Consider the following 17,737-nt stretch of genomic DNA (forward strand, 5'->3'; position numbering starts at 1 on the left):
TTGATATTATTGAAAGGCAATATAACTTTGTATTTTTTTAAGATAAAAATGCCTTTGATTAGTGTTGAAAACTCCATCTTTTTTGACATATTTTAACTTTCATATCTCGAAAAAAATCACGATATTTGTAGGTCTTTGCAATTGGCAAAGTTTAATAATTTGATATGAGTCAGAAACAATATACAGCTAGTAGTATTCAGGCATTGGAAGGAATGGAGCACGTTCGTATGCGTCCTTCAATGTACATTGGTGATGTAGGAGTAAGAGGTCTCCATCATTTGGTTTATGAAGTAGTAGATAACTCTATTGACGAAGCGTTAGCAGGATACTGCGATACCATTTTCGTTAGCATTAAAGAAGGAAACGGAATCGAAGTAATGGATAACGGTAGAGGTATTCCGGTTGACTTCCACGAAAAAGAACAAAAATCTGCTCTTGAAGTTGTAATGACGAAGATCGGAGCAGGAGGTAAGTTCGATAAAGATTCCTATAAGGTTTCCGGAGGTCTTCATGGTGTTGGGGTATCTTGTGTGAATGCACTTTCCAATGAAATGATTACAACCGTATACAGAGACGGAAACGTTTACCAGCAGGTATATTCCAAAGGAAAAGCACAAACGGGAGTTGAAGAAATAGGGAATAGTGACAAAAGAGGAACTAAGCAGTTCTTCCAGCCTGATGATACCATTTTCACTGAATTAGTATATAACTATGATACGTTAGCAAGCCGTTTACGAGAGCTTTCTTATCTTAATAAAGGTATTACCATTACCCTTACCGATGAAAGAGAGACTCTGGAAGATGGTTCTTTCAAATCAGAAGTCTTTCATTCCGAAGGCGGTTTAAAGGAATTTGTTGCCTACATTGACGGAAGCCGTGAGGCCATTATGGAGAATGTAATCTTCATGGAGGGCGAAAGAGATGATATTCCGGTTGAAGTGGCAATGCGTTACAATACTTCATTTAATGAGAATCTTCACTCTTACGTTAATAATATCAATACCCATGAAGGGGGAACACACCTTGCGGGTTTCAGACGTGCATTAACGAGGACCTTAAAGAAATATGCCGATGATCTGGGGATCCCTCAGAAAGAAAAGGTAGAAATTACGGGAGATGACTTCCGTGAAGGTCTTACAGCCGTGGTTTCCGTAAAAGTAATGGAACCGCAGTTTGAAGGGCAAACTAAAACAAAATTGGGTAATTCCGAAGTTTCCGGAGCAGTTGATAAAATTGTGGGGGAAATGCTTACGAACTTCTTAGAAGAAAATCCTAACGAAGCTAAAATTATCGTTCAGAAGGTTGTTTTAGCAGCAAAAGCAAGACAGGCTGCGAAAAAAGCCCGTGAAATGGTTCAGAGAAAATCTCCGATGGGAGGTTCCGGACTTCCTGGGAAATTGTCCGACTGTTCTTCTAAAAGTCCTGAAGAATCTGAAATATTCCTTGTTGAGGGAGATTCCGCAGGAGGTACTGCAAAACAAGGACGTGACAGACATTTCCAGGCTATCCTTCCATTAAGAGGTAAAATTTTGAACGTTGAAAAGTCTATGCTTCATAAAGTTTATGATAATGAGGAAATTAAAAATATTTACACAGCTCTTGGGGTTTCTGTAGGAACGGAAGAAGACAGCAAGGCGTTGAATATGGCGAAACTGAGATATCATAAGATTGTCATCATGACCGATGCCGATATTGACGGTTCCCACATTTCTACATTGATTCTGACATTCTTCTTCAGATATATGAAAGAATTGATTGAAAATGGTTATATCTATATCGCTCAACCGCCTTTATATTTATTGAAGAAAGGTAACAAAAAAGTGTATGCCTATAATGAAAAAGAGCGTGAGGAATTTACTCTGGATATGTCTCCGGATGGAAAAGGAGTAGAGGTACAACGTTACAAAGGTCTTGGGGAAATGAATCCTGAGCAGCTTTGGGAAACGACCTTAAATCCTGAGCATAGAATATTGAAACAGGTAACTATTGATAATGCTGTAGAAGCAGATAGTGTTTTCTCTATGTTGATGGGAGATGAAGTTCCGCCAAGAAGAGAGTTTATTGAGAAAAATGCAAAATATGCTAAAATTGATGCATAATTTATTTTTCTAAAAAATATAATGAAAAAGGCTCCGTTATGGAGCCTTTTTTTGTCTTCGAAAATTAAATTTTAACATTTATTAAGATTTCATTACTTTTGTTAAATTTTTTAAAACAATGATGAAAATCTTAACAGTTGGTGCCGTTTGTATTGCTTCTCTTTACTACGCCCAAAGCTATCCGGTGTCAGCAATCCCGGAGAATTTAAAGAAGGATGCCAATGCGGTGATCCGAAAAGATTTTACCACGATCCAAATCAACAAGATAGATGAGGTAAAATATCAGATAAATACCGTAACTACGGTTTTAAATAAAGACGGGGATTCCCAGGCTCATGCTTATATTCCATATGACAAAGGAGATCATATTTCTGACGTAAAAGTTACAGTGTATGACGAATCCGGTAAAAAAATAAAGTCTTATTCCAAATCGGATTTCGGAGACTTTGCTAACAATTCCCAGGGAGTCTTTTATTCGGATAGCAGATATTTATCATTGGCTTATACTCCGACCCAATATCCTTATACACTCGAGTTTTCGTACCAGATCACTAATGAAAACACTATTTTCATACCGGATTTTGTACCTTTTTCAGGCACCAATGTAGCATTGGAGGAAAGCCAGTTTAAGATTCTTAATAATTCAGGTATTGAGCTCCGTACAAAAACTTATCCTTCGAAGTACAATTATACTACGGTTGCAGAAAGCAGTAATGGGGCAGAAAAAGTATATTCATATAAAAATGTTCCTGCAATAGAAGATGTTTCTTTACTTCCTTCACCACTTAAGATCTTACCTAAAGTCAGTTTTTCACTGGCAAAATTCAATCTGGAAGGAAAGCAGGGAAGTATTACGAGCTGGAAAGATTTCGGATCCTGGTATTATAATAGCATTTTGCAACCTGTATCTGTTTCCACGCCCTCTATAAAAGCTGATGTTGCAGCACTTAATTTACAAGGGTCCACAGAAGAAAAGGTGAGAAAACTGTATCAGTATATGCAGGGTAAAACCCGATATATATTTGTTGCGCTGGGAATTGGGGGATGGCAGCCTATGATGCCGGATGAAGTACAGAAAAAAGGATATGGCGACTGTAAAGGGTTATCCAATTATATGAAGACCTTACTTGATGAAGCAGGAATTCCATCATACTATTGTACTATCAATTCAGGCTCTTCACCGGTGTCCTTCGATAAAGATTTTCCAAAAATGGGAGGGAACCATGTTATTTTAATGGTACCTACTGAAAAGGGAAACATATGGCTGGAAAATACATCCCAGCAAATTGCTTTTAACCATTTGAGCTACAGTACAACAGACCGAAATGTTCTTTTGGTTAAAAAGGATGGAATTGAAGTGATGGATACGCCTTCATATTCTGCAGAACAAAATAAAGAAAAGCAAATCCTTAAAATTAAGCTTAATGAAGATAATAGTATTGCAGGAAAAGGAGAGTTTGCTTTTACAGGCAGTCAATATGATTATAACTTAAGATTTGCCACATTATCTCCTAAGGAGAAAAATGAATCAGTAAAAAGCCTTTTAAATATTTTACATTTTGAAAATATTGAAATGAAAGATTTTATTAATGACAGGGATAATGCAGTTATAAAATATAATCTTGATTTTAAGGCTAATAACTATTCCAAGAATGCCGGAAGCAGTATGGTATTCCGAGCGGTACCTATCTTTTCTGATAATAATTATAAAGCAGATGATAAAAGGGAATTGCCGTTTGAGATCATGCAGTCTTTTGAAGATGAATATAAGGTTACATTTGAAATTCCTAAAAATTATAAGATCGATGAGGTTCCTGAGGATGTAAAACTTCCGTCTGAGTTTGGAACCTATCAGCTTAACTTTATAAAGAACGGACAAGAGCTTACCGTTACCAGGACTATTCATGTGAATAAAGGAATGTATCCTAAAGAAAAATACAATGATTACATCAAATTCAGAAAGAAAACCATAAACATGGACAATTCTAAAATTCTAATAACTAAAATCTAAGCATGAAAAAAATTATATTCGTCATTTTGAGTTCAATCAGTGTTGTTTGCCTCAAAGCCCAAAAACAGGAATTTCTCAACCCGCCTAAATTTAATGATACCGATTTATCAAAGCAAAAATCATTGCTGGAAGAAAATGCTCCAGCGGAAATTTTGTATAAATCAGTGTCTTTTAATATAGATTCCAATAATGGTACTTTGGAGAAAAGGGCCTTTTACAGGGTGAAGATTTATGATAAAGAAAAAGCCGAAGACTGGCTTAATCTTGAAGTGCCCCTTTATCAGGATGGCAGCAGCCAGGAAAGCTTATCTAAAATGAAAGCTTATACCTATAATCTTGAAAACGGAAATGTGGTCACGACTAAAGTAGATAAAAGTTCAAAGTACAAGAGTAAAGAAAATAAGTATATATCGGTTACCAAATTTGCTTTTCCTAATGTAAAAAACGGTTCTGTTATTGAATACCAGTATGAGATCACGTCTCCGTTCCTGTATTCCATTCCGGAAATATTAATAGAATCTGATACGCCATCATTATATACTGAATATATTCTGGATACTCCTTCCAATATTGCATATAATATCAATTATACAGGATCACTAAGTCCGAAATACAAGCAGGTTGAGGAAAAGATTCTGTATGGCTCCAATTACAGAACGTATCGTTTCGGGTATGAAAACCTGAAAGGTTTTAAAACGGAGAAATTCATAAAAAATGATAGAAATTACAGAACGAAGATCAGTGCGGAATTGCATTCCACCAATTTTAAAGAACTGAAGTTGTATTCATCATCCTGGGAGAAGATCAAAGAAAGGTTATATGAGAATGAAGATTTTGGGGGAGAACTGAAAAGAACAAAATTGGCGAAAGAAAATATGCCTTCAGGAATTTCGGGGCTTACAGATATGGACAAGGCGGATGCTATTTTTAAATATGTCCAAAAGGCCTTTACCTGGAATAAATATTCGGGAGTAAGGACAGAAGATGGAATAAAAAAACTTCTCGAAACAAAAACCGGAAACGCTGCGGAGATCAATCTTTTTTTAATCATGATGCTTAGAGAAGCAGGATTAAAGGCAGATCCGTTATTGATCTCTACTGTTAGTAACGGAATGATCAATATTGCATCTCCGAATGTCTCGAATTTAAACTTTGTCCTGGCAGCCGTTAAAATTAAAGACCAATATCATTTATATGATGCTACATCCAAGCAATCTTCAAGGGATATGCTGCCTCCAAGAGATTGGAATCAATTTGGGATCCTGGCTCCAAAGGAAAAAGTACAGGAATTATCTATGACCAATGCACAACCAAGTTTTACTTACCTTACGGCTGAGGCTAAGATCAATGAAGATGGAAGCATTTCCGGAACTTATTCCGACAAAGATACAGGTAGCTATGCGATGTTTGCCAAAGAAAGCTATGACGAGAATATGGATAAATACAAAAAGCAGTACAAGGAAAACTTTGCTATTGATTTTACGGATATTAACTCAAAAGTTCTAGAAAATGGTGATTTTGAAAGTACAATGAAATTTACATCAGAAAACCTGATCGATAGAATAGGGAAAAAAATGATCATTAATCCTATGCTGTTTCTTAATAAAAACTCCAATGAATTTGATCAGACCGATGAAAGAAAATACCCCATAGATTTTATATCAGCCTACACAAGAACGAAAAAAATCATTTTCGAAATTCCCGAAGGTTATGTTATTGAAGAAATGCCAAAAAATAAAAAGATAATAACGGATGATAAGGAGATTGAATACAGCTATGTTGCAGAGCAAAAAGGAAATAAACTGGAGGTCACCTCAAAGACCAAAGTAAGCAGTCCGGATTATCCTAAAGATTATTATCCCGCATTTAAGCAGATTTGGGGAGTAGCTTCAAAAAGTGAAAATCAGGTGATAAGTTTAATTAAAAAATAAATTAAAAGCTTCTATTTATAGAAGCTTTTTCGTTATATTTGAGCAAACCAATAAAAATTAATAATATGTTAACTCTTTTACAAACAGATCCTTACGATGGGATGGATTCTGCGGCAGCGGCCGGAATTGGAATCGGAATGTTATTCTTTTATCTGATTATATATCTGTTCTATGGATATTGTATGTATAAAATATTTCAGAAAGCTGGGCGCCAAGATGCATGGGCGGCTTTCATTCCTATTTATAACATCATCGTTTTGCTTGATATTGTAAAGAAACCGGCTTGGTGGATTATTTTATTTTTTATTCCGTTTGTTAACCTGTTTGCATCATGGATGGTTAATGATGGTCTTGCCAAAGGATTTAGCAAAGAAACGCCTTTATACACGATTCTTTTATTCTTCTTAGGATTTATATTCATTCCTGTTTTAGCTTTTGGGAATGATCAATTTGAAAGCCAGAAAATACCGGCGAACTAAAAAAATTCATTATAATTTACAAAACCATTCATTTTGTGAATGGTTTTTGTATTGACATCACAAATATAGAATATGAAAAATACAATTGCAGCTATTTTGCTTTCCTCGTTCTTTGCTCTGGCAGCGTGTAAAAAGAATGAAAAAAAGGATTCATCGACAGAAAAAACAGAAGTGAATCAGTCCGAAAAATTTGTAGTCGATTCAGTAAAAGTTAGCGACTCTACGAAGGTCAATGATTCTTTAACTGTAAAATATACTTCGAAACTTTTAGTATTTCCTTCTTTGAAAGACCAAAAGCTCCTGGACAGCATCTATTTTATCAATAAAGGGGCAACAGATTTTTCTAAAAACGGGATTCAGTCCTACCTGGAAAGAGAAAAGGCAGAATATTTCAATTCTATCAAGAAGGAGGCGAAGGATCTTGGAGTATCATTTCCTCAGGAATGGTATACCAGTAACTATATGAATCTGAAATCCACAACCAATGATTATATGCACATTGAATATGTTTACAGTGCGTATGAAGGGGGAGCCCACGATAATTACGGGTTTTCCGAGCGGGTGTTTGACCTGAAAAACAATAAGAAAGTACAGTTGGCGGATATTACCACCATGCCTAAAAAACAAATTGAGGGAATTCTGATGAAGAATATCAATAAGATGAATAGTGGAACGACCGATGAGAAAGGAGAGGTGAAAAATTCTGATATGCTCCTGGTAGAAGTAATTCCTGCAAGTAGCAATTTCTACTTTGATGATAAGAACCTGTATTTCCATTATAGTCCATACGAAATTGCAGCTTTCGCAGCTGGAGACATCACAATCCCCGTATCATGGGAGGATCTTAAAGGGACGCTTAAGCCCGAGTTTAAAGAAAGAATGAAAATTAAATAAGAATAATGCTTCCAAATCAGGAAGCATTTTTTATTTTTGCTGTAATGGAAAAAGTAGCTTTTATCATCAACCCGTTTTCTGCCAAAAGGAATTATCAGCCATTTCTCAATGAGTTGAAAAAAAAGGTGGAAAATCCCCTTTACTATATTTCAGAATCCATTCAGGGAACAGATGATTTTATTGAAGAGCACTTCAATGAAATAGAAATTTTTGTTGCAATAGGAGGGGATGGCACTATTTCTACAGTAGCAAGGAAGTTGATTAATACACCTAAAATTTTAGCTATTTTTCCGGCAGGTTCAGGAAACGGATTCTCGAACGAAACCCAATTCAGCAAAAATCTAGATGAACTACTGGATAAGCTAAAGGCGAAAAAATCCAGAAAAATTGACACTTTTACCGTAAATGAAAGACTTTCCATCAATGTTTCAGGAACAGGATTTGATGGCAAGGTGGTAAAAGAATTTGAAAAGACGGACAGGGGTTTCAAAAATTACATCAAGGTTTCCCTTAAAACCTTTTTTAATTATAAACCCATTAAGGTTAAATTTGTTGATGAAGCTTACCAGCAATATAACGGCAGATATCTGATGCTGAATATTGCTAATACCCGTCAGTTTGGAAATAATGCATATATTGCTCCGCACGCGAGTAAAAGTGACGGATTGGTCGATATGGTTTTGGTTAAGAAGTTTCCATTAACCTATTCTGCATTATTTGCATACAGGATGTTTACCAAAAAACTGAAAGATGATGATTATGTGACCTATCTTCCGGTTTCAGAAATCGAGTTCAGTGTCAATACCAAAAACTGGCACCTGGATGGTGAATTTAATAAAATAAAATCCCCGATCCATATTAAGGTGCTTCCTGCCAGTCTGACGATTCTAATTTAAGCCTCTAACTTCTTTTCTACTTCTTGTGGATGGTTCAGGGAGTAATGGAGCTGTTCTTTATCCAGTTGTTTTTCCCAATTTGCAACCACTACAGTGGCTACGGAATTTCCTATAACGTTGGTCAATGCCCGGCACTCGCTCATGAATTTATCGATTCCCAGGATCAGTGTCATTCCTGCAATCGGAATCTCCGGAACTACAGCCAATGTAGCTGCTAAAGTTACAAATCCGGCTCCTGTTACGCCCGCTGCACCTTTAGAACTTAGCATAGCGACAAGGAGTAGCATTAATTGTTTTTCCAGTGGCAGATGAATATTCAGGGCTTGTGCTATGAACAATGAAGCCAGTGTCATGTAAATATTAGTGCCATCGAGGTTGAAAGAATAGCCGGTGGGAACCACCAATCCTACGATAGCTTTGGAGCATCCTGCTTTTTCAAGCTTTTCCATAATTCCCGGTAATGCGGATTCTGAAGAGCTGGTTCCCAGAACTAAAAGAAGCTCCTCTTTAAGATAAAACATCAGCTTAAAAATGCTGAAACCATTATACCAGGCAACAGCACCCAGTATCAAAACAACAAATAGTAATGAGGTGATATAAAATGTCCCTACCAGGAACAGAAGATTGAGAACTGAATGAAGACCATATTTTCCGATGGTAAAAGCCATTGCCCCGAAAGCTCCGATGGGAGCAAGTTTCATAAGCATATGCACGATTTTAAAAACAGGTGTTGAAAGATCCTGCAGAAAGTTGGTTATCCTTTGGCTTTTTTCTTTTGTCAATACAAGTGCAACTCCCATTAAAATAGCGACCAATAAGACCTGAAGAATATTTTCACCGACCAGGGGACTGAAAAGGGTTTCGGGAATAATATTCATCATAAAGCCCGTAAGTGTGGATTCGTGGGCTTTTTGCTGATACTGGGAAATATCTCCAGAAAGCGAGGCCGGATCAATATTCAAGCCTGTGCCGGGTTGAAGGATGTTACCGACGATTAATCCGATGATTAAAGCTAATGTTGAAAAAGTAAAAAAATAGATCATTGCCTTTACTGCAATTCTCCCTACCTTTTTTAGGTCGGTCATATGGGCAATTCCTAATGTAAGCGTAATAAAAATTACCGGAGCAATAATCATTTTTACAAGTTTGATAAAGCCATCGCCTAAAGGCTTCATTTTCTCTCCCAGTTCGGGATAGAACCTTCCCAGAAGTATACCTGCAATGATGGCGATGATTACCTGAAAATAGAGCTGCTGATAGATTTTTTTTGCTTTCAATGGGGTGTTTTTTAATTTAAAGGACGAAAAGTAAGAAAAAATATCAGGAATCATGATAGATGTCATGAAAAAATGATCTTTTCCTTGTTTCGTCCTTTAAATATTTAGTTGAAAATTACAAATAGGTAAACAGAAGTTATTCTGTTGCGACAGAGTCGTCACCACGTCCGTCCGCTACTGCATGTATGTTTCCATTCTCATCAATAACGATCATTTCTGTTTTTCCGATCTGTTTTACTTTTTCGATAACATAATTTTTAGCCTTTAATTCAGAAATTGTTGATTCCGGAAAATTGTTTTCCACAGATACGGTTTCTGGAAGCCATTGGTGATGGAATTTAGGTGCGTTTACGGAAATATTGGCGTTCAATTTAAAATCAACAACATCTACGATGGATTGATATACTGATGTCGGAATTGTTGTTCCGCCGGGTGTTCCAACTACCATAAAAGGTCTTCCGTTTTTTAAGAGTATGGTAGGAGTCATGGATGAGAGCATCCTCTTATTCGGTTGAATAGAATTGGCTTCCCCGCCTACAGCCCCAAACATATTCGGAACTCCCGGTTTGATAGAAAAGTCATCCATTTCATTATTTAAAAAGAATCCTGCTCCGGACACAACCACTTTACTTCCGTAATACCCGTTAAGGGTAGTGGTTACAGATGCAGCATTTCCATCCTTATCAATTACTGAAATGTGGGTCGTTTGTGTTGATTCTTTAGGTTGCTTTATGATCTTTCCAACCTCAGAGCTAGGCGTGGCCTTAGAAAAACTAAAGCTTTTCCATCTCTTTTTCAAATAATCATCAGAGATAAGATAAGAGGTCTTATCTCCTATAAAATCCGGATCCCCCATATATTCTGCACGGTCAGCATAGGCTCTTCTTTCGGCTTCTACCATAATCTGTACGGCAGGAGTAGAATTCAGCTGATATTTTTCTAAATTTTCAAAACTTGCCATTCTCAGCATCTGGGCTAAAAGAACTCCACCACTAGACGGTAAGGGCATGGAAACAACATTATTCCCTTTGTAATCAAATTCAAGAGCTTTTCTCTGGGCAACCTTATAGTTTTTTAAATCTTCAGAAGTGATAATTCCGTTTCCTCTTTTCATTTCAGAAACAATAAGGGCTGCGGTTTTACCTTCATAAAATCCTTTTGCTCCTTCTTTCTGTATAAGTTTTAAAGTTTCAGCTAATTCTTTCTGAACCAAAATATCACCCGCTTTCCACGGGGTGTCTTTTACAAAAGGAATTGGTGATTGATTGTGTTTTTGGAAATTTACCTTGTGGGTGTTAAGCATATCAGCTTCTTTTTCTGTAATAGCAAACCCTTTCTCAGCGAGATCTATGGCTGGCTGAATGATTTTTTCCATGGGAAGGTTGCAATATTTTAGGGTAGCAAAAAAGCCTGCAATACTACCAGGGATTCCTACAGCTAATCTGCCGTTCTGCGAAAGGTCTGTACTGGCTTTTCCTGTTTTGTCGACGTACATATCTCTCGATGCATTCCTTGGGGCTGTTTCTCTATAATCGATCGTAAATTTTTCACCATTATTTTTTACACCCACTAAAAATCCGCCACCGCCTATATTTCCTGCCTGAGGATAAACCACAGCTAATGCATATTGAGTGGCTATAACAGCATCATAAGCATTTCCTCCTTGCTTCATGATTTTTGCTCCTGCTTCACTTGCTAGCGGATGGGCAGAAACAACAACTCCTTTGTTTTTTACCTTAACTTCTTTTACGATATTAAAATCTGTATACTGACTCCAGTACAGGTTTGTGCTTAAAAACACGGCGGCGAATAATAGGTTCTTCATACCATTTTGCTTTTTATTGATAGCAAAATTATATATTTTTAAATGAAAAATTTCTTTTTCAGGTCTATATGTATAATTGATCAGCTGAAGGATTAATTGCGTATTATGTTATTTTTATTAAAACGACAGATGATGTTTATTTTGTATAATTTTTACTCGTTTTAAATAATTATAATTTAATAAAATTGGTTTTTGTTTGCGTTTAAATTGTTTTTAAAAGATAATTCATTACTTTTGGAAAAAAAACAACCGTATGATTAAAAATTACCAGAAGGCAGCTTCTCTTGCTGCATTATTTTTTGTTTCCGTTTATGCCCATGCGCAAACCGATTCTACAAAAACAAAGAATATAGAAGAAATCAAAATTACCTTAGGGTCCAGAAACAAAGCAAGAGTAGCAACGGATACGCCTGTACCTGTGGATGTTATCAATATCAGTTCACAGTCTGTTATCACTCCGCAGATGGATCTCAACCAGATTCTGAATTATGCAGCTCCTTCGTTTACCTCAAATTCAACCACAGTTGCAGACGGTACGGATCATATTGATCCGGCTCAGTTGAGAGGGTTGGGTCCCGACCAGGTATTGGTTTTGCTTAATGGTAAAAGAAGACATACCTCTTCGCTGGTTAATGTAAATGGTTCTCCCGGAAGAGGTTCTGTGGGAACCGATCTGAATGCATTGCCTGCATTTGCTATAGAACGTCTGGAAGTCTTGAGAGATGGAGCTTCTGCACAATATGGTTCCGATGCTATTGCGGGGGTGATTAATGTTATCATGAAGAAGAATACCAATGCATTTACTTCGGCAATTACAGCAGGGGGATTTAATTCCAAAGGATCCAATGACCACAGCGGAGGCTGGGATGGAGGTAAATATCAATTAGACCTTAATTATGGTACAGCTATAGGAAAGAATGGATTCATCAATTTTACGGCAAGTTTAATGAAGCGGGAAGAGACACGAAGAGCCAATGCTGCTACCGGGCAGATTTTTAATGCCTATAATGCTATCGAACAAAGGGCGCTGGAGAACGGTGTCAATATTTCCTCCCTTTTCGGAAATATCGGGAACACTCCCAATTCCCAACAGATTATTGATTATATTCATCAATATGCTCAAAATGTAAATTATTTTAGTCCCGCTTTTCAAACTGAGATTCAGAATGCCAATAGTATTTCTCAGCTTCAAACACTTTTAAAAACTGATGTTTCAGAAAATGAAATGGCATACAGAGGGCTTGCGAGAAACGATTTTAATATGAGAGTAGGACAGTCCAGGTTGACATCGGGGCAGTTTTTCATGAATTCTGAATTTGATCTTGCTTCTTCCGTAAAAGGATATGCTTTTGGGGGGATTTCCTATAGAAGTGGCAATGCGGGAGGTTTTTTCCGCAGGCCTTATGAGAGTAGGGCTTCTACTTCTATTTATCCCAATGGTTTCCTGCCTGAAATCGCTTCTGATGTTATAGATCTTTCCCTGGCAACAGGTTTTAAAGGTAAAATAGGGAATATTAATTATGATATAAGCAACACATACGGTCGGAATACTTTCGATTATACCATTAAAAATACGGCGAATGCTTCTATGCTTTATCCGAGTAAAACAGAATTTAAAGCTGGAGGACTCAATTTTTCACAGAATACCGTTAATGCGGATTTTGACACAAAAGTTGACTGGCTTCAGGGGTTTAATATTGCATTTGGGGGAGAGGCCAGATTTGAGAGGTATAAAATTCAAAGTGGAGAACAGGATTCCTGGGCACTCTACGATATTAATGGTAATATTCAGGATGTTTCAACACCTGCTAATCTTAAACCGACTGATTTTTTTGGTGCGGTGAGACCAGGTGGAGCTCAGGTATTTCCGGGATTCAGACCAGCGAATAGTCTAAATAAAGGAAGGAGCTCTGTAGCCGGATATATAGACACTGAACTTGATGTTACGGATAAATGGCTGATAAGCGGTGCCGTGAGATATGAGAATTATTCTGACTTTGGATCCACATTTAATTATAAAATTGCTACAAGATATAAGCTTACAGATCAGATTAACGTCAGGGCAGCACATTCTACTGGATTTCGTGCACCTTCTTTGCAGCAGATTTATTATAACGCAACATCTACACAATTTGTGGGTGGTATAGCGTATGAAGTTGGTACATTCTCTAATGATTCTGAAATAGCAAAAAATTTAGGAATTCCACAATTGAAACAGGAGGAATCTGTAAGCTATTCCGCCGGCTTTACTGCTAAAATACCTAATGCGAACCTTACATTTACGGTGGATGGATATTATATTAAAATTAAAAACAGAGTTGTTTTAACGGACCAGTTTTTGAGGCCAAGCGGGACGTATCCAGGCGGAAGTCCTTTGTTTAACCTTCAAAGGGAGTTTGATAAGGCTAATGCCAATGCGGCAACTTTTTTCGCCAATGCTATTGATACTCAGACAAAAGGATTGGAGGGTGTTATTTCCCACCGTGCTAAATTCTCATCAAACATTTCATTAAATTCCGATCTGGCTGTCACTATTTCCAAAACAAATAGGGTAGGGAATATCCACGGCTCTGATGTTTTAATTAATGCAGGGCAGATCAATCGTTATTATTCCGAGACCAGTCGCATTTATGTAGAAGAAGCCGTTCCGAGGTTTAAAGCATCTCTTAATAACGGCCTGGAGATTGGTAGATTTAATGTTTTACTAAGAAATGTATATTTTGGAAAGGTGACCGATCCTAATACAATGGATGTTAATGGAGATGGTAAAATTGGCTATGAAATAATCAATGGCAGTGTTGTTGAAAATGAACATCCGGTTTGGGGTGCTAAGGTAATAACCGATCTTTCCGTTGGTTTTAAATTCAATAAGAGCTTTATCCTGACGATTGGTGCCAATAACCTGTTCGATATCTATCCGGATAAAAATTATGGGCCAACGCCGGTGCAGAGGCCATCTGTGGATACTGCAGGAAATATTGTTTATACACCCGCTACAATTGATCTCTCTAATCAAAATCAGTTTGTATATTCCAGAAATGTCTCGCAGTTTGGGATGAATGGAAGATTTCTTTTTACAAGGCTGAATTTTAGTTTTTAGAGAACTTCTGACAATGTTCTGAAGGTGTGTTTTTACGCACCTTTTTTTATTATGATAAGCATGATTTTTTTACTTTTGTAAAATTCAAAACCTAAAAGAAATAAAAATGGAATCCTATACGGAAAAAATACTGATTACCGGTGCTTTAGGGCAAATCGGAACTGAACTTACCAACAGACTTGTTGAGATCCACGGAGCGGAAAATGTTGTAGCCTCAGGCCTCGACAGATGGCAGAAGGGAATTACATCAGCCGGCTATTATGAGAGAATGGATGTTACCAACACCCAGCTTGTGAGACAAATCATTAAAGATTATGATATCACGACTGTCTATCACTTAGCTTCTTTATTGTCCGGAACCTCAGAAAAGCAGCCTATTTTTGCATGGAAGCTAAACCTGGAGCCTCTCCTTCATTTTTGTGAAATGGCAAGAGAAGGATTGCTTAAAAAGATCTTTTGGCCAAGTTCAATTGCAGTATTCGGAAAAGGAATTCCAAAAGAAAATGTTGAGCAGGATGTAGTCCTGAATCCTACTACCGTTTATGGTATTTCTAAAATGGCAGGTGAAAAATGGTGTGAGTATTACTTTGACAAACACGGAGTGGATGTAAGAAGTATCCGTTATCCGGGGTTAATTTCATGGAAGACTCCGGCAGGGGGAGGAACTACGGATTATGCGGTAGAGATTTTTTACGAAGCGATAGAGGAGGGGAAGTACACGAGTTTTATTTCTGAAAATACAGGGATGCCTATGTTGTATATGGATGATGCTATCAATGCGACATTGAAATTAATGGAGGCTCCAAAAGAAAGTTTAACGGTTCGTTCTTCTTATAATTTAGGTGGAATGTCATTTACTCCAAAAGAATTGGCAGAAGAAATCAAGAAAGAAATTCCGGATTTTGAGATCGATTATAAACCTGATTTCAGACAAGAAATTGCAGATTCATGGCCAGCTTCAATTGATGATTCAATCGCCAAAAAAGATTGGGGACTGACGTATGATTTTGGAATTTCTGAAATGACAAAAGACATGATCAAGAATCTTAAAGTAAAATTAGGTAAAAATTAGTTACTTAAAGTATAGCTTTAATTAAAAATGTTTTTAACGTCTCATTTTTAATGTATTATAAAATTTATATAAAATTAAGTTTAAATGGTATTATTAACTTTTAACATCCTTGATATTGAAGCAAAGACTAAAACTAATGCTCAGATTACAGGCGATGACCGGTTAAAAATAACAGTTGATAATACAAAAGCTATTCTCAGAATTTTGGATATTCACGATACGAAAGCCACATTTTTTATTGAGGTCTCCATCGTTGAAAAACTTCATCATCTTATAAAAGCAATTTCAACCCGTGGGCATGAAATTGCTTTTTATAATAAAAATTCTTCCCTTCAGGAAATCGAAGCAGTTAAGAAAAATATAGAAGAATGTTTTGGAAAACAGATACGGGGAATTCGCCAGAAAGACGTAAAACTTCCGCAGGAGAATTTGAAATTACTTGAGTTTAATTATGTTTCCAATATCGATAATGCCAATATTCTTTTTCCGTTCAAAAGGCTGAAAAGAGATACTGAGATTACAGAAGAAGATGGGTTAAGTATTATTCCGGAAAGTATTTCGCCGTACAGTCAATTACCCTATAATGATTTTGTATTTCAGATATTGCCCATGAAATATTACCAGAATATGGTTTTTGAAACATTAAAGAATGATGAATTTGTTTTGATCTATCTTAACTCCTGGCAGTTTACGGATTTTAAGACATATCCCTTTGATATTCCCTTTTACAGAAGCTTTTCATCAGGAAAAAAAATGGAGGACAAATTAAATGCCCTCCTTACCTGGATCAACGAGAAAGAAATGGCTACTTCCCGCATGAAAGATTATATTTTTTAATAAGAAAGTTTACAGTAACGGACGAATTGAAAATGTCTTAAGTAGTTTATTGAAATGATACCTAAGATCTAATTTGTCTTCTAACTTCTAACTTCTAGCTCAACTCAAAAAGTGTGATTTCAGGTAAAACTCCAACCCTCCCTGGATATCCAAGCACTCCAAACCCTCTGTTTACATACAGGAATTTACCTTCGCTCTCATAGATATCCGCCCATTTTGGATAACGGTATTGTACCGGTGACCATTTGATGTTTTTAAGATCAAGACCGAACTGCATTCCGTGGGTATGGCCTGATAACGTCAACTGGACATTTCCGGGGTGTTGTTTTACAATGGAATCAAAGTGAGTAGGGTCGTGGCTCATTAATATTTTTGCGGCTGATTCCGGTACTCCTGCAATCGCCCTATCAAGATCTCCGAATTGAGGGAACGGTTTAAGCCCCCAGTTTTCTACACCCAGAATATAAAGCTTTTCACCATCTTTTTCGATGATTCTGTGTTCATTTCTCAGCATGTCAAATCCGGCCTGTTTTTCATAGTCAATAAGCGTTTCCAGGTTCTTTTTCTTGGCATCCAGAGAAGTCCAGGTAACATAATCACCGTAATCATGGTTTCCCAGTACTGCAAATTTGCCATCCTTGGCTGTTATTTTTGAAAATAAGGGTATAAATGGTTTGAACTCTTCAGAAACATTATTGACCATGTCTCCAGTAAATAAGACCAGATCAGGTTTTTGCTCATTAATCAGCTCAATGGCGTGCTCTAATTTACTTGGATCGGCGAAACTTCCGCTGTGGACATCGGAGATCTGTATGACCTTATAACCTTTGAAGTTTTTAGGAAGATTAGCAATTTTTACTTTAACCTTTCTCACTTTATGCCTGTACTTACCAAATGTAATTCCATCAATAAAAAGTGCCGAAAGTACACCTCCCAGACCGAGTCCCATTAAGCTTAAAAACTTTCTTCTTTCCGGGAAAAAGTTTTCCGCAGGGTTCCGGAATCCAAGGATATAGGTACCGGTCCTGAAAATATCATCGATCAATAAAAACAGAACAATGAAAATTTTGGGAAGGATGAAAATGAGAAATAGGGACATCATCCATTGAATTCTTACAGAACTCCGGTCTGCTTTCTGAAAATGGGCAAGCTCATAGGCGAAAAGCCCGTAAATGGCTAATGATAATACACAGTAACCGATTTTCACCCAGGAATTATCCGTCAATGTCCTTATCGCCTGATAAATGTATATTTCCAAAAACAGAAATATGGCGGCAATAATTAAAAAATTTTTTTGCATAATCAGATTAAAAAAG

Annotated in this window: 12 protein-coding genes; 9 read left to right on the top strand and 3 right to left on the bottom strand. The window is 36.9% G+C overall.

Annotated elements, in window-relative coordinates:
* Positions 1–164: 164 nt before the first annotated feature.
* The 6 genes from gyrB to PFY10_21600 all read left to right on the top strand — a co-directional run bounded on the left by gyrB (position 165) and on the right by PFY10_21600 (position 8,310).
* On the top strand, positions 165–2,099 hold the full coding sequence (gene gyrB, locus PFY10_21575) for a DNA topoisomerase (ATP-hydrolyzing) subunit B (protein ID WBV56777.1): 1,935 nt from the start codon (positions 165–167) through the stop codon (positions 2,097–2,099).
* Positions 2,100–2,217: 118 nt separating this feature from the next.
* On the top strand, positions 2,218–4,110 hold the full coding sequence (locus PFY10_21580; protein ID WBV56778.1) for a DUF3857 domain-containing protein: 1,893 nt from the start codon (positions 2,218–2,220) through the stop codon (positions 4,108–4,110).
* A 2-nt stretch (positions 4,111–4,112) separates the two neighbouring features.
* Positions 4,113–6,041: a DUF3857 domain-containing protein gene (locus PFY10_21585; GenBank protein WBV56779.1), complete on the top strand. Its 1,929-nt coding sequence runs from the start codon at positions 4,113–4,115 to the stop codon at positions 6,039–6,041.
* A gap of 65 nt (positions 6,042–6,106) precedes the next feature.
* Entirely contained in the window at positions 6,107–6,520 is a 414-nt protein-coding gene (locus tag PFY10_21590) for a DUF5684 domain-containing protein (protein WBV56780.1), read from the top strand.
* A gap of 72 nt (positions 6,521–6,592) precedes the next feature.
* Positions 6,593–7,414 (top strand): RsiV family protein, encoded by an 822-nt coding sequence (locus tag PFY10_21595; GenBank protein WBV56781.1) that lies wholly within the window; start codon positions 6,593–6,595, stop codon positions 7,412–7,414.
* Positions 7,415–7,458: 44 nt separating this feature from the next.
* Positions 7,459–8,310 (top strand): YegS/Rv2252/BmrU family lipid kinase, encoded by an 852-nt coding sequence (locus PFY10_21600; protein ID WBV58972.1) that lies wholly within the window; start codon positions 7,459–7,461, stop codon positions 8,308–8,310.
* Here the strand turns inward: PFY10_21600 and PFY10_21605 are convergent.
* Entirely contained in the window at positions 8,307–9,587 is a 1,281-nt protein-coding gene (locus PFY10_21605; GenBank protein WBV56782.1) for a dicarboxylate/amino acid:cation symporter, read from the bottom strand. The genes PFY10_21600 and PFY10_21605 overlap by 4 nt on opposite strands.
* A 136-nt stretch (positions 9,588–9,723) precedes the next feature.
* Positions 9,724–11,412, bottom strand: a complete 1,689-nt coding sequence (ggt, locus tag PFY10_21610; protein WBV56783.1) for a gamma-glutamyltransferase — start codon at positions 11,410–11,412, stop codon at positions 9,724–9,726.
* Between the two features lie 253 nt (positions 11,413–11,665).
* Between ggt and PFY10_21615 the strand changes: the two genes are divergently transcribed.
* The 3 genes from PFY10_21615 to PFY10_21625 all read left to right on the top strand — a co-directional run bounded on the left by PFY10_21615 (position 11,666) and on the right by PFY10_21625 (position 16,421).
* Positions 11,666–14,512 (top strand): TonB-dependent receptor, encoded by a 2,847-nt coding sequence (locus tag PFY10_21615; protein ID WBV56784.1) that lies wholly within the window; start codon positions 11,666–11,668, stop codon positions 14,510–14,512.
* Positions 14,513–14,618: 106 nt separating this feature from the next.
* Entirely contained in the window at positions 14,619–15,584 is a 966-nt protein-coding gene (locus PFY10_21620) for an NAD-dependent epimerase/dehydratase family protein (protein WBV56785.1), read from the top strand.
* Between the two features lie 84 nt (positions 15,585–15,668).
* Positions 15,669–16,421, top strand: a complete 753-nt coding sequence (locus PFY10_21625) for a polysaccharide deacetylase family protein (protein ID WBV56786.1) — start codon at positions 15,669–15,671, stop codon at positions 16,419–16,421.
* A 94-nt stretch (positions 16,422–16,515) separates the two neighbouring features.
* Here the strand turns inward: PFY10_21625 and PFY10_21630 are convergent, their stop codons facing one another.
* Positions 16,516–17,721 carry a metallophosphoesterase gene (locus PFY10_21630; GenBank protein ID WBV56787.1) on the bottom strand — a complete coding sequence of 402 codons (1,206 nt, stop codon included), beginning with the start codon at positions 17,719–17,721 and terminating at the stop codon, positions 16,516–16,518.
* Positions 17,722–17,737 lie beyond the last annotated feature (16 nt).

It is taken from the genome of Chryseobacterium daecheongense, from assembly GCA_027920525.1.
Lineage (GTDB): Bacteria > Bacteroidota > Bacteroidia > Flavobacteriales > Weeksellaceae > Chryseobacterium > Chryseobacterium proteolyticum.

Bases quoted from the DNA above. Each gene is read 5' to 3' on its own strand.
- gyrB (WBV56777.1), top strand. From the start codon at position 165: ATGAGTCAGAAACAATATACAGCTAGTAGTATTCAGGCATTGGAAGGA.
- PFY10_21580 (WBV56778.1), top strand. From the start codon at position 2,218: ATGATGAAAATCTTAACAGTTGGTGCCGTTTGTATTGCTTCTCTTTAC.
- PFY10_21585 (WBV56779.1), top strand. From the start codon at position 4,113: ATGAAAAAAATTATATTCGTCATTTTGAGTTCAATCAGTGTTGTTTGC.
- PFY10_21590 (WBV56780.1), top strand. From the start codon at position 6,107: ATGTTAACTCTTTTACAAACAGATCCTTACGATGGGATGGATTCTGCG.
- PFY10_21595 (WBV56781.1), top strand. From the start codon at position 6,593: ATGAAAAATACAATTGCAGCTATTTTGCTTTCCTCGTTCTTTGCTCTG.
- PFY10_21600 (WBV58972.1), top strand. From the start codon at position 7,459: ATGGAAAAAGTAGCTTTTATCATCAACCCGTTTTCTGCCAAAAGGAAT.
- ggt (WBV56783.1), bottom strand. From the start codon at position 11,412: ATGAAGAACCTATTATTCGCCGCCGTGTTTTTAAGCACAAACCTGTAC.
- PFY10_21615 (WBV56784.1), top strand. From the start codon at position 11,666: ATGATTAAAAATTACCAGAAGGCAGCTTCTCTTGCTGCATTATTTTTT.
- PFY10_21620 (WBV56785.1), top strand. From the start codon at position 14,619: ATGGAATCCTATACGGAAAAAATACTGATTACCGGTGCTTTAGGGCAA.
- PFY10_21625 (WBV56786.1), top strand. From the start codon at position 15,669: ATGGTATTATTAACTTTTAACATCCTTGATATTGAAGCAAAGACTAAA.
- PFY10_21630 (WBV56787.1), bottom strand. From the start codon at position 17,721: ATGCAAAAAAATTTTTTAATTATTGCCGCCATATTTCTGTTTTTGGAA.